This is a genomic window from Shewanella halifaxensis HAW-EB4, assembly GCF_000019185.1.
Taxonomy (GTDB): Bacteria; Pseudomonadota; Gammaproteobacteria; order Enterobacterales; family Shewanellaceae; genus Shewanella; species Shewanella halifaxensis.
The window spans coordinates 2,952,330-2,965,909 of record NC_010334.1 but is presented as its reverse complement, the minus strand read 5'-3'; the positions used below and the strand labels follow the sequence as shown (position 1 = coordinate 2,965,909).

Here is a 13,580-nt window from a genome sequence, read left to right as displayed (position 1 = left end):
CACCCTTTGGTGGCTGAGGTCAATATCATGAAATTAACTGCAGAAATTAGTTGCTACCCACTACAAGATAACTACTTAGACCCGATTAAGTGGTTTATTGCCCGTGTGGATTCCTATGACAACATCCAGCGCGTTACCAATGCGATGGCAACTCAGGTGGTCGGTGAATATGCCGATGTGATGTCCATGCTTGCAATTGAGATGCAAGCGGCTCATGAAAAGTTTGGTAAAGCAGTGTTCGTATGCAAATTTATTGGTGGTGAGCTAAATCTAAGTCACAGCGAATAAATTTATTTAGATGTGGTGGTTGTAGGATAAGAATTGCCCTGCAACCACTTATGACCTTAACAATATATGACGATGATTTAGGGCAAGGTTTCTTGTGCTAAGTTCCCGTGTTAAGTTTCTTGTGTTAAATATAGGGCACTTTTTATGTCTGAGTTTTGGCTAACGTTAGTCAATAGTTTTACTGCTGCTTTTGGTGAAGCTGAAGCCTTAACAGGCTGGGAGGCCGTAGCGGTATTACTGGCTTTAGCTTATCTTGTTTTTGCGATGAAAGGCAGCATCTGGTGTTGGGCTGCGGCATTTATTAGTACCGCAATTTATACGGTATTATTCTGGAAAGTGTCGTTGTTGATGGAATCTGTTCTCAATATTTACTACATGGCCATGGCTGTTTATGGTTATTGGATGTGGACTCGAGGCGGCAAAGAGCACGATGGGGTGAACATCGTTTCATGGCGACTGTCGACGCATCTGAAGATAATCGGTATTACCACCTTAGTAGCACTCGTTATAGGCCATTTTATGGCGACTCAAACTCAAGCTGCTTTTCCATATTTAGATGCCGCCACGACCTGTTTTGCGGTCATGACCACCTATTTAGTCGCTAAGAAGGTGTTAGAGAATTGGATTTATTGGTTTGTTATTGATGCTGTTTCGATTTATCTCTACGTCAGTAAAGGCTTGATGTTGACCGCCGTTTTATTTGTGTTTTATTTAGGTATGGTTGTGTTTGGCTATTACATGTGGCGCAACAAAATGAAAGTGCAGAAAACAGCGCAACAAATTGATTTAACAGCAGGTACCGCCTAAATGGCTCAAGCTTTAGCTAAAATGCTAGCGCCCTATTTTGTGCAATCAGGGCTGACAAGTGTCAGCCTTATCGCGCCCTTGACTCAAGGGTTGAGTAATCAAAATTACTATATTCGTGGGGTTCACGCGAGTAAGCCTAATGCCGCGGAGTGGGTATTAAGAGTCAATAGCTGGGCAAGCTCACAGATCTGCAATCGAGATGATGAAGTGTCAAATTGGCTGCTTGCAAGTGAGGAGCGGCTCGCACCACAAATTGTCTATGTTAGTCCAGATAACAGCTTTTATTTGAGTGAGTTTTTTGCGCAAAATGAGCCAGTTTGTTGGAGTGAGCTGATTAGTGCGAATGGGTCACACCCCCTTACCACGACCCATAATCTCTGGCCAGACGCCGAGCGAAAATTGCTCGAGTTATTAAATGGTTTAAAACAATTACCTCTGCCAAGCAATGTGATGAATGTCGATACGCAGTGGCAGAGATACCTTGCGCGTTTAACCAACATGAACCTGCAATTGACTCGCTTGCTGGGCTTATCGGATATCGAGTGCAGCGTCGCTGATGTTATAGCTCCTCCTAGCGCGAGCGTTCATCGTTCGGACATTAAAAGTCGAGCGAGACAAAGTGTCAGTCATACAAGTGAGGGCAATAATCTTGCCGAGCAAGCATTGTTAAGTCGTTGGCAACAGCTATATCAACAGCTTTTGGCTCAATCTCATCAGATTGATGCCATGCTTGATAGCCTAGCTGCTTGTGTGAACAATCTGCAATTTAGCCACCGAGACTTAAACCCATATAATATTTTGGTCGTTGAAGATAAGCTCAAATGCATTGATTTTGAATATGCCTGTCGCTCACACCCTTTATGCGATCTTGCTGCTGTGCTTGCCAGTCATTCTCTGTCATCTGAGCAGCGCCATTGGCTGATTGACAGTTATTTAGCCACAAACCTGAACCTAAATGACCAGGCAAGAGATGCGGTCACTTCCGCCGTCGATCTATATTGGGTCTTCGCGGTGTGCTGGGCACTACAAATGGCTTTTGACAGCCTAGTAAAAGAGGGCCAGTTGATTAAACTCGATACGGGTGAAGCATATCACTTAGTCGAAGATTACCTGAACTGCGCTCAGCAATACGATGAGTTAATAGCCTGCTGCACCTAGCTAGCGACGCTGAAAAATCAGCGAGTATCGTGGCAGACGTTAGCGTGTATCTGTGTCTGCCAATGGCTTTTTGGGTATTGAGTTAACGTCTATTTTTACCTATTCACTCTTTATTTAATTACGTTCTATTTCATTAGTTTCTACTTCATTCATTTGTCAAAAATTTTATACAAGATCATTATTTATACCAATCAGTATAAAGATTTGGTCGCTCAGCGAGAGTTTAGCGGCACTGAGACAAGGTCATTAAGTGCTCCTGCTTTAATGACATTCACCACATCCATGTGGTTTGCAACGAGTGAAGAGCATAGTTATTCTACGTTTAAGCTCGTTAACACAGTAACAGAGCCGCTAAAACTCGCCATTCTGGAGCGTTTTTGGCTGCCTACTTCTGCGTTGAACAACTTCACAAGGGAGCAACCATTCTTTCAGTTATTCGCCTTGAATTAGTTTGCCAAAAACGTTCTGAGTAGATCAACTTCTTATACTGATTGGTATTATATCCCTGTTGATGCTCATCATCACGACCTTGCCGCTGTATGAGGCAGTTTGTAACTGCGCGAATTCCTGCCGATGTTCTATGCTAGGTTAAAGGCACGCATAGCTGTGTGTTGATATTGAGGTTAAACATAAGCCTAAGTTGTGAGTTCAATAGGAGGCTAAATGAAAAAGGTAGGCTTATGGGTTTTACTCCTAGTTTCTCTTGTTGGCTGCTCGACTAAGATGGGTTATTACTTTTTAGATTGGGTTATCGAGTGGAAACTCGAAGAATATGTCTCATTAACCTCTGGGCAGCAAGCCCAATTTGACTCAGCCCTTAATCAATTTTTGATCTGGCACAGAGCAGAAGAACTTCCTCTGTACGCTAAACAACTGTCGCAATTCTCACTTGAGTTTGAGCAAGCAAGCCTTACACCCGCAGTTTGGGCTGCACAAGTTGAGCAGCTTAAACAGCACTGGCTCAGAACCTTTGAATTTATTAAACCGTTTATTGTGCCAATGATAAGTTCTTTCACCGATGAGCAGGTTAAACAAGTTATTGCGCAGCTTAGAGTTGATGAGAAAGCGCTAAATCGAAAGTATTTAGGTAAAGATAGGCAAGCATTAGTTGAAATGGCAGATAAGCGCATCAATAAACGCATAAAGAAGTGGATAGGAAAGCTCACATCAAAGCAAAAGCAAGCCATACATGAATATAACCTTGGGCGTTCATCGAACTTAGATATGTGGCTTGAATATCGGCATGAATGGATAAGGCTGTTGTCACTAGCACTGAAGAACCGTCATAACCAAGCTGCATTATCTCATAGCCTAACAGTGTTGATGACTCAGCCTGACAGGCTTAAATCTGATGTATATAAAACCACGCTGGATAACAATACTGAGCAATTTGGTACCTTGTTGGTCCGACTTAATTTGCTGGCGACGATAAGCCAGAAAAAACATTTTCAAGCAAAGCTTGATGCGTTAATCGTTGATCTTAATGAGCTCAGCGAGGCTGATTAACTTCACTAAAAGCTAATTTTACCGTCTGGCATGAAAGATAGGTTCAGTTGTAAGGGTCTATATAGCTAGGCTAAGTGACAATTCATAGAGGGAACCGGATGCAACTTATTAAACTTTATCAGAAATTTTTGAAGCTACTTCAATATGGCGAAGGGGTAGCACCGCTAGCCCTGCGTTTATATCTCGCACCGGTATTGATGCAAGCAGGATATAATAAACTCTCCAATTTTAGTGACTCAGCGGCTTGGTTTGGTAATCCAGACTGGGGGCTTGGTCTACCTTTCCCTGAAGTGATGGTCGCGCTTGCGGCAGGGACTGAGCTTTTTGGTGGTGCTTTGCTGATTGTAGGTCTTGCGACCCGGCTTGTCGCAATTCCACTGGGTTTCACCATGTTAGTGGCAGCCCTTAGTGTACATATTGAAAACGGTTGGTTAGCGATAGCCGATCCTAGCTCTTGGCTTGCAAATGAAAATGTAATGGCCTCAGCTGAAAAACTTGAGCGTGCGAAAGAGATCTTACAGGCAAATGGTAATTACGAGTGGCTAACGAGTTCCGGTAATTTTGTGATTTTGAACAATGGTATCGAGTTCGCAGTTACCTACTTATTTATGCTAATGGTATTGGTGTTTATGGGCGGGGGGCGTTACACAAGCCTTGATTATTATATTGCTAAGCGTAATGGTCTAACTGAATAGACGTTAAAGGCGCGCGTGTCAGCGAGTGTAAGTTTTGGCTTAAACTTGTCGACAACGCTGCTTGAAGTTGTGTCCTATTTTGACTGGTATAAGTAACAGGTTTATAGAGTAGATAAATGATTAAACAAGCCAAATCCCACTAAATAGGTGGGATTTTTTTTGCGCCCTTGATACTCTCAATGGGGACTCATTTGTTAATCCCTATTTTTCGTACAAACATTATTAAGGATAATAAGTTGGACGCATTAGAATTATTATTGACTCGCCAATCAACCCCACGACTGATTACTCCAGCCCCTAATACCCAGCAGTTGCAGCATATTCTCGATGCCGCGACGCGAGCGCCCGACCATGCGGGGTTGACACCTTGGGAGTTTATTATTGCCGAAGAAGATGGTTTGGCACGCCTAGGAGAGGTGTTTGTTAATGCGCTGACCTTAAAAGGTGCAGACGCAGACTTTATCGCTAAAGCTCAAAACATGCCTCTAAGAGCCCCGATGGTGATTACCGTGGTCGCTAAGGTGATTGAACACCCCAAAGTGCCAGCACTCGAGCAGCATCTAGCTGCTGGATGCGCTGCGATGGCGATGCAACAAGCGGCGTTTGCCCAGGGATTAGGAGGGATTTGGCGCACGGGGGAGCTCGCGTTCGATGCAAACGTGCATCAATTATTGGGGCTACAAGCAGATGACCAAATAGTGGGGTTTCTCTATTTAGGCACTCCAGCAGTCAATGCCCCGGTGAAGGCTCTAAAAGATGGGATGAGTTTCGCTCGATATTTATAGCGCTTTATCCTGATTATTATGATAAAGATATCGTGTGTGAGTTGAGCTAGTTTCATCAAGAGTTAGCTTAAAATGAGTCTGTTACCATGCTAGTGTAGAATAATAAAAAGACAGGAGGTTGTGGTGAACGAAGAAGCAAGAGAAACCAGTTTAGTGGGTGAGTATATCGTCCTAGAGCCTTTATCACTGGAACATCAAGCAGCCTTAAGCATTGCCGTTGCGGATGGCAATTTGTGGGAGCTATGGTATACATCGGCCCCCCATCCAGACAATATGAAAGCCTATATCACGACAGCATTGGAGGCTGAGGCTCGTGGTGAGGCACTAGCCTTTGCGGTTCGGGATCGTCACTCAGGTGAAATTGTTGGTTGTACACGCATTTGTAACTGGCAGCAGCAACATCGCAGACTAGAAGTGGGTTACACCTGGTACTCAAAAAGTGCTCAGCGCACCGCAGTTAATACCGAAGCAAAACTACTCATACTTTCTTATGCATTTGAAACTCTTGACGTAATGGCTGTAGAGTTTAGAACTCATATTCAAAACCAAGTATCCCGCGAATCGATTTGCCGATTAGGTGCTAATCAAGACGGCATTTTACGCAACCACCAAATTTTGAATAACGGTACCGTAAGAGACACTGTTGTGTACTCCATCATTGATAGCGAATGGTCTAAAGTGAAGCAAGGATTGAAAGATAAACTTGTTGCGTATCAAGACTAATGAGTTTTCCTGCAAATTTTTACTAAAGAATCTAGATAGGAAGTCCGGTTGTGATTGTCCTCGCCTCGCTAAAACATCTAGGTGTGATAGTGGGGCGTTTAACCGAATACCTCCAATTTATCATCTCGCTCAATCTCTGTTTTTCATCAAAATCGGCAAATTTACGTTAGAAACTCATTATTAGAGTCGTCGTGCTTAGCTGCGGTATATCTTTATAAAATAATGACAAGCTATACACTTGATATTCATTAAAAGCTAAAGTAGAAATAAGTCGTTAAACTAGGTTTTAGCGCCAAATATTAGTCACTAAAAAGAAAAGGATAACCTTTAATGTTTGCAAAGACGAATTTAGCCCTATTGGCACTCGGTGCTTGTGCACTCTCTTTTAATAGTTTCGCGGGGGAGGCTGAAGAAGCCTTTGTGAGTGAACTCGCCGATTGTGCGGCTTATTATCATATCGCTTCTGATACGATTTCAGCGATGAATGCACCTCAGATGGAAGCTGTCGTTGAACGCTTAAAGCTGTCAGGTGAGCAAGCCGAGCAACTTGCAAAGCAATATCAAACTGAAGATAAGGTTTCAGCGGCGATAACCGCAGCGGCTGAGAAGCATAGAGCCACCATGCCAAATGCTAAAAGCTTAGGTCCATTGATGGGTAAATATAAAGAGACCTGTCAGAGCATTCTTGCCCAGCCTGAGAAGCGCCTCGATTATTGGACTATGGTCACCATGTAATGCACTAGGAGCAGTGCTTCGTTTTGGCTAGTCTTGCATTTTTTCGTTTAACCGGACGTTTTTTGTAAGAATGTCTGCTAACGTCCTGTCTACTGTCCTATTAATGGCTTCTAAAATCGGAAGTCATACCGACAACCGTCTTTAGTGACGGTTTTGTTGGTGATTAAGTGGGAGTACTCATGAATGTTTATCTGCTGTTAGCTGGAATTATTGCAGCCTTTACCTGTGTCGGCCATTTTACCTATGGTCGGAAACACTTTTTATGGCCAATGCAAGCAGCCGACTTCGATCCTGTAGCCAAAGCGATTATGCACTGTGTGTTCCACTATGTTTCGGTGTTTCTGGTGCTCTCAAGTTTGGTTTTACTGGCTTGTTCGTTTGAAGCGATATCACAGATGCAAAGCTTTGGGATGTTGATTTTTATCGCGCTAAACTTTGGTTTGTTTGCCATATGGCAGCTTTATATCGGTTTTATGAGCAGTCTCGAAGCGCCATTTAAGTCTCTATTTCAATGGGTGTTTTTTGTACCTATCGCGTTATTAACCTTCGCCGGCGCTATACTAAGTTAATCTAATCGCTTCTGGGTGTTTCTCACAACCAACACTGACTTGCCCAATGCATAGAATTTAATCATTATTATTGAAATCTCTTCGGGGCGCTTATGTCAGTGTTTGGTTTGCTCTCTCTTGTGTTTTGTTATGAATGCACGTAGTTTGTATAAAATATTCCAAATGAGTTGGAGTGGCTGAAACAAAGGAAGCAAGGAGGCAAAATGCTGGTTAATCAACAGTCACTAGATTTTAATGCACTAGATTTTAATGCACTAGATTTTAATGCACTAGCGCGTCACCCCTTCTTTTATTTCTCTTCATCGAACAATTTGTGAAAACGGTTGTCGGATAATGATACCAATCACATGTTGAGTGTAATTGGTATTAATACATTTATATTACGATTATTTACAAATTTTTGCAGATCATCTAATCGGCCTATATCGACTTATCTGTATGATAGACGCATTGATATAATTATCGCTAATCCTGCTATATGAGCACGTTATGATTAAAGTTCATCAATTAACTAAAGAATATCCCATGGGCGAAAGCTTGGTAAAAGCGCTCAATGGGGTGAGCTTCTCAATCGCAAGAAATGAGTTTGTTGCCATTATGGGACCATCGGGCTCTGGTAAGTCGACGTTAATGAATATTATTGGCTGTCTCGATAAGCCAACGTCGGGTAATTACAGTTTGAACGACCAAGAAGTGGCTGAGTTAGATGATGACGCTTTGTCGGCGGTACGCAATAAAGAGATTGGCTTTGTGTTTCAAAGCTTTCATTTGTTGCCGCGTTTGTCTGCGCTACAAAATGTGTTATTGCCCTTAAGGTTTTCAGCCGATGCGGTGCAAGACACTGACTATGCACACCAACTTCTAGAGCGAGTTGGTCTCGGTACTCGGTATGACCATAGGCCTAACCAGTTGTCGGGTGGCCAAAGGCAGCGAGTTGCGATTGCGCGCTCGTTAGTCAATCGCCCCGCTATTTTGTTGGCCGATGAGCCAACGGGGGCACTCGATAGTAAAACGTCAGTTGAGATCATGGCATTATTTACTGAACTGCATCAGGCCGGGCAGACCATTATCTTGGTGACCCACGAAGAAGAAGTGGCCGCTTATGCTCAGCGGATTATTCGAATGCGAGATGGCGATATTGTAGAGATCGAAGAGAGAGGTGAAAATGCCGCTTAAAACTTGGGTTAGTCAGCGCACGATGACTCAATTAAAGAGTCTTTTTCCTCGGTTATCTCTGAGCCTATCAGTTGCCATATTTGTTAATATTAGTGTTTCATCAATGGCTAACGCTGATCAGCTTGCTAGTACTTCGACAAACTCGCAAGCGATAGCAGCAAACCAAGTCGTTGATGATACCTCTGCCACTGCCAGTTTGACCTTGTTAAACAAAGCGGATTTGATGCCACTGCTGCTCACCGGACAAGTGGCCTCAGTGGTGTCGCAACCTTTTGTAGTGCCTAAAGCTGGCGATACATGGCGCTATCAAATTCAATGGATGCTGCCAGAAGGGAGCTTAGCTAAGCCTGGGCAAGTGGTGGTAATTTTCGATAAGAGTGAAATCGATAATCGTATTGAACAGCTTGAGGGAAGCTTATTGCGAGTGACGGCGCAGGAGCAGAGTCAATCGATAGAGCTTAATGCACAGCTATTACAAGCCAAATTTGAGCTTAAACAAGCTAAACTTGAGCTTGAGAAAGCCGAACTCGATGCTGCAATTCCGGCCGATTTTATTGCCGCAAAAGACTATGCCGACAATCAATTTAATCAACTCAAAGCTGAGTCTGAACTGTCAAAGAAGCACCAAGCATTAGCCGAGATATTAGATAAACGAACGGCGTCGTTGTCACAGTTAGCGATTGATAAAAAGCGCGCCGAACTTGAGCTGTCTCAAGCGTTATCAGGGCTTGAGCAACTCGAACTTCGTGCCGATATCGCAGGTCCTATGCTTTATTCTCGAGATCCTTGGAGTGACAAGAAATATTCGGTGGGCGATAACGCTCAAATAGGCAGACAAGTCGCCAATATTCCCGCACTTGATGATTTAGAGGTGATTGCTTGGGTCAATGAAGTCGATGTGGATCGCATCAGCATTGGCGAACCCGTACGCTTAAGGCTTGATTCTCAGTCTAAAACCACCCTCAATGGCAGCATCAATGACATCAGTCGCCAAGCTCGTAAACAACCTGCTTGGGGCAACAGTAACTGGTTTAAAATTTCGATTAAATTTGTTGTAGATGACAGGGTAGAAATTATTCCTGGTATGAGTGTGTTAGTCGAAACAGGAGTCGCTCCATCATGAAGATGACAGCCATAAATACATTTATGCTGGCCGCGCTGCTCACAGGATGTAGTCAAAATGCAGTGACTCAAGTTGAGTCAGGAATTTTAGAGCAACAAATCGAGGTGACAGGTGAGCTCGTGTCGGCCAATACGGTGAGCCTAAAGCCGCCAGCACTGCGGCGAGTGTGGCAGTATCAAGTGAAAATGTTGGCACCGGAAGGCAGTGAGGTCAAAAAGGGCGATAGAGTGGCTCAGCTTGATACTTCAACATTAACCCAAAGGCTTTCTGTGAAAGCGGCAAACTTGGCCACCACGATCCAAGATATCGAAACGTCTAAATTGCGTAATGCCAAAAAGTTAGAAGAGTTAAAGCTTGAATTGGCTGAAGCTAAAATGACCCAAGAAAAGAGTCAAATGAAGGTCGACATTTCAGATGAAACCGTTTCGGTTATCAATCAACAAAAATATCTGAGAGATGCGATTATCGCCAAAGATCGGGTCAAATTGATTAATCAGAAAATCCAGCTTGAAATTGAGAGTGCCGAGCAGCGAATGAAGATGCTGGCCGGTGATCAGCAAAAATTTGGCTCTGAGGTTGCCGGACTCGAAAAGGGGATTAAGTCTTTGACCTTAATTGCTCCGCGCGATGGCATGGTGGTCTATGGCAATGATCAGCAAGGTAATAAGCTGGCCGAAGGGCAAAACATATTCGGCGGTGACTCGATATTAAGTATTCCTGATTTGCAGCATATGCAAGTTAATATGACCATCCCAGAAGTCGAAGCGGGCCGAGTCAAACTCGGTCAAAAGCTAAAGATCCGCCTCGATGCGAATCCCGATAAGAGTTTTGACGGTGAAATTATCGAATTGGGCGCTGTATTTAGAGTAAAAAACCAAGATGTTCCCTTGGTCATTTTTGACGCTGTCGCCAGTATCGAAGCCCCCGATACTGAGATGATGCGCCCTGGAATGACGGCCAAAATAAGCATAGATATCGCCAATAACACCCCCGATTTACTATTGTCTCTAGATGCAGTGCATTATGACCGTGGTAAGGCATATGTATTAAAGCCGGGATTAGTTAGCGACACTAAACAATACGTGGGTCTTGGAGCTATGGGGAAAGAGCGAGTAGCGATTACCTCAGGGTTAATAGCGGGAGATGAGGTGCTATTGCCATGATTAACCTAATGGATAAAAACGTAAACGTGCCTGATGAGCGACAAATGAACGCAAGTTTGACGGCTAAGCGGCCTCGATTACTCAGTGTTTTGCTCGTCGGTATCATGCTGTCTGTAACGGCTTGTGGTGACTCGGCAAGCAAAGGGGTGTTAACGGTTGAAGTGAGTCGTTCTGACTTTAAAGTTGATATTCCAGCATCTGGCGAGTTAGAGGCAAGCAACTCGACCACGGTTAATGTTCCTACAGGTCTGAGAGGCCCGCAGTCTCTTGCTTGGATCATGAACAATTTTAGTATCGTTAAAGCCGGTGATGTGGTTGCACGAATGGATGGCACTCGAGAAAGCTTTCGGTTAGAGATGGAAGCGCTCGATTATGATCGCCTAGGCCTCGATAGCCAAATCCAGACTCAAAAAGATAAAACCATTGATAAGAGTTTGACAACCGACACTAGGCTTACTGCTCAAGAGCAGGACTTAGCCGATCGATTTTTCAGCGAAGATGAACGGATTTATACCAAAATCGATATTATCGACCAGATGCGTAACCAAGATTATCTCGAAGCCAAGATGGATTTTTACGACTGGGGCCTTAGTCAGCACGGCTCTCAAGCGCAAGCGGAGCAAGAGTTAATTAAGTTAAAGCAAAAGGGCCATAAGGCGAAGATGAACCGTTACTCCAGTAACCTAAAGCAGATGGAGATCGTCGCGCCTCATGACGGGATATTTGTCGCGCAAACGGGCTGGAATGGTAAGTTACCCGCTGCCGGCGACATGATGTGGTCGGGTATGGCTATCGGCCTATTACCCGACACATCAAAGATGCAGGCCAAATTACATGTACTCGAATCGGAAGCTTTAGGGTTAGCGATAGGTAAGCCTGTGACCTTATATCTTGATGCTTATCCGGAGTTTGCAATAAACGGTACCTTGACTCAACTCGATGCATTAGCAAAAGCCAAAGAGCAAGACAGTCCGGTAAACTATTTTGAGATAACGGTGACTTTGGATAAGACCATAACGGAAATCATGCAACCTGGCCGACAAGTTAATGCCATGGTTCATGCTTTAGATCTCAATGATGTTATTACCGTGCCGAATCAGGCTCTGTTTCAAAAGTCTGGCGAATACTGGGTTTACCTAAAGACATCGGCAGGCTTTGCTAAGCAAAGGGTTACACTTGGGAATCGTAGCCTCAACAGAACGGTGATCACCGAAGGGTTGAAGCAAGGGGATACCATTGCATTGACTACGCCACCGAAAAGGAATCGTGTATGACCGTTAACAGAGCATCGGTGAACCTGGTTAAACCGCTTAAAAATGACGCCTCTAGAAAATCATCGGTGCTTATCGCCGTCTATTGGGAGGGCATTAAACAAGCGTTCGATGAAATGCGTCATCACAAACTGCGGACCTCCTTGACTCTACTCGGCATGATATTTGGTGTCGGTGCTGTTATCGCAATGCTTAGCGTTGGTGAAGGTGCCGAGCGTGAAGCATTAAAGATGATCGAGTCAATGGGCGTGAATAATTTGGTGGTTAATGCGCGCAGCGCAGAAGGGGAAGCCCTTAAGTCGGTGCGAGAGCACAGCATAGGGCTGAGCCTGCGAGACATAGAGAGCGCCCGTGATACCTTGCCATTTGTGGAGAACTGGAGTGCTGAAAAATATGTCAAAGTGTTCAGTCTGTTTAGTCTCAAAGGCCGCAGTGATGCACAAGTTGTCGGTGTCACTCCAAGTTATTTTGAGCTTAGTTCACTGCCGTTAGGTGAGGGGCGTACACTCAATGATACAGATGAAGCCTACTACCAACAGGTCGCCGTGTTAGGGCCAGAAGCCGCCAGAAGTTTATTTCCTCAAGGCAATGCGATAAACAGTTTGATTAAAGTGAATCATCAGTGGTTTACCGTTGTTGGCGTCTTGCAAGAAAAAGAGGGCTCTAAGTCTAGTATCCAGGGGGTAAAGCTCGGTGGTGAACGTAATCAAGTGTTTATTCCGTTAACAACAGCACTTAAAAAGATGCAGTTTAAGAGCTTAGAGAATGAACTCGATGCGTTTAAGTTGGCTTTAGCCGATGGGATAGATCCTTCGCTCGCCGCCAAAAGTTTGCAACATCTATTAAATCGGCGCCATGGCGGAGAGAAAGATTTTGATGTGGTCGTTCCGGCCGATCTACTGGCACAACACCAGAAAACCCAACAAATTTTTAATATCGTGATGGCGTGTGTTGCAGGGATCTCATTGCTCGTGGGTGGCATAGGTATTATGAATATCATGCTAGCAACCATTTTAGAGCGCACCGGGGAAATAGGTCTGTTACGCGCCTTAGGAGCGAAACGTAAAGACATTGCCCGCCAGTTTTTAATCGAAAGTATCGCTATCTCGGCCACGGGCGGCATTATCGGCATCGGGGTGGGATTATTGTTGGCGCTAATTATCTCTTCTGCCGCGGGATGGCCTGTGGCGTGGTCTCCGTTTGCTATCTTATTAGCACTGGGGGTGTGTATGACCATCGGTGTAGGCTTTGGACTCTACCCCGCGAACAAGGCTGCCAAGCTTGATCCCATTGTTGCGCTACAGCGAGATTAAGTTGGCGATTCTGTAAAAATAACCCGCGATTTTTATCGCGGGTTTTTATTTTCAGCCTTATGCCACCGACTTCAGAAGGTGGATTCTTTACTGCTTGAGATCCTGAGATGCTTAAGTTGACGAGCGAATGAGAAATTGAGTTAATTACTGGGTTAAATGTTAAAAATATTCGGTAATCGATTGGAAAGTAAGCTATTGTATTAGAAGAATTAGCCCAGTGAATGTAACGTTTTAAGCACAATAGACGATAACTGACAAGGAAGCGCAA

Annotated in this window: 14 protein-coding genes; all 14 read left to right on the top strand. The window is 44.2% G+C overall.

Annotation, left to right across the window (positions count from 1 at the left end; all coding sequences use genetic code 11):
• Positions 1-27: 27 nt before the first annotated feature.
• The 14 genes from SHAL_RS12810 (at position 28) to SHAL_RS12745 (ending at position 13,312) form a co-directional block, all read left to right on the top strand.
• Positions 28-288 carry a YkoF family thiamine/hydroxymethylpyrimidine-binding protein gene (locus SHAL_RS12810; RefSeq protein WP_012277546.1) on the top strand — a complete coding sequence of 87 codons (261 nt, stop codon included), beginning with the start codon at positions 28-30 and terminating at the stop codon, positions 286-288.
• Positions 289-432: 144 nt separating this feature from the next.
• Positions 433-1,095, top strand: coding sequence for a nicotinamide riboside transporter PnuC (gene pnuC, locus SHAL_RS12805; RefSeq protein WP_012277545.1), 663 nt, complete (start codon positions 433-435; stop codon positions 1,093-1,095).
• Positions 1,096-2,253, top strand: a complete 1,158-nt coding sequence (locus SHAL_RS12800; RefSeq protein WP_012277544.1) for a phosphotransferase — start codon at positions 1,096-1,098, stop codon at positions 2,251-2,253.
• A gap of 663 nt (positions 2,254-2,916) precedes the next feature.
• A complete protein-coding gene (locus SHAL_RS12795; protein ID WP_012277543.1) occupies positions 2,917-3,759 on the top strand; it encodes a DUF6279 family lipoprotein in 843 nt (280 codons plus the stop codon).
• Positions 3,760-3,857: 98 nt separating this feature from the next.
• Positions 3,858-4,454 (top strand): HvfX family Cu-binding RiPP maturation protein, encoded by a 597-nt coding sequence (locus tag SHAL_RS12790; RefSeq protein ID WP_012277542.1) that lies wholly within the window; start codon positions 3,858-3,860, stop codon positions 4,452-4,454.
• Between the two features lie 236 nt (positions 4,455-4,690).
• The gene (locus SHAL_RS12785; protein WP_041416427.1) at positions 4,691-5,239 is read left to right on the top strand and encodes an NAD(P)H nitroreductase; all 549 of its coding nucleotides are present in this window, start codon (positions 4,691-4,693) and stop codon (positions 5,237-5,239) included.
• A 123-nt stretch (positions 5,240-5,362) separates the two neighbouring features.
• On the top strand, positions 5,363-5,962 hold the full coding sequence (locus SHAL_RS12780; RefSeq protein ID WP_012277540.1) for a GNAT family N-acetyltransferase: 600 nt from the start codon (positions 5,363-5,365) through the stop codon (positions 5,960-5,962).
• A 330-nt stretch (positions 5,963-6,292) separates the two neighbouring features.
• A complete protein-coding gene (locus SHAL_RS12775) occupies positions 6,293-6,697 on the top strand; it encodes a hypothetical protein (protein WP_012277539.1) in 405 nt (134 codons plus the stop codon).
• 179 nt (positions 6,698-6,876) lie between these two features.
• Positions 6,877-7,266 carry a hypothetical protein gene (locus SHAL_RS12770; protein ID WP_012277538.1) on the top strand — a complete coding sequence of 130 codons (390 nt, stop codon included), beginning with the start codon at positions 6,877-6,879 and terminating at the stop codon, positions 7,264-7,266.
• A 489-nt stretch (positions 7,267-7,755) separates the two neighbouring features.
• Positions 7,756-8,442, top strand: coding sequence for an ABC transporter ATP-binding protein (locus SHAL_RS12765; protein ID WP_012277537.1), 687 nt, complete (start codon positions 7,756-7,758; stop codon positions 8,440-8,442).
• Complete coding sequence (locus SHAL_RS12760) at positions 8,432-9,565, top strand: HlyD family secretion protein (RefSeq protein WP_012277536.1); 1,134 nt, start codon at positions 8,432-8,434, stop codon at positions 9,563-9,565. Before SHAL_RS12765 ends, SHAL_RS12760 begins: the two co-directional genes overlap by 11 nt.
• Entirely contained in the window at positions 9,562-10,728 is a 1,167-nt protein-coding gene (locus SHAL_RS12755; RefSeq protein ID WP_012277535.1) for an efflux RND transporter periplasmic adaptor subunit, read from the top strand. Before SHAL_RS12760 ends, SHAL_RS12755 begins: the two co-directional genes overlap by 4 nt.
• On the top strand, positions 10,725-12,002 hold the full coding sequence (locus SHAL_RS12750) for an efflux RND transporter periplasmic adaptor subunit (RefSeq protein ID WP_012277534.1): 1,278 nt from the start codon (positions 10,725-10,727) through the stop codon (positions 12,000-12,002). Before SHAL_RS12755 ends, SHAL_RS12750 begins: the two co-directional genes overlap by 4 nt.
• Entirely contained in the window at positions 11,999-13,312 is a 1,314-nt protein-coding gene (locus SHAL_RS12745) for an ABC transporter permease (protein ID WP_012277533.1), read from the top strand. Before SHAL_RS12750 ends, SHAL_RS12745 begins: the two co-directional genes overlap by 4 nt.
• Positions 13,313-13,580 lie beyond the last annotated feature (268 nt).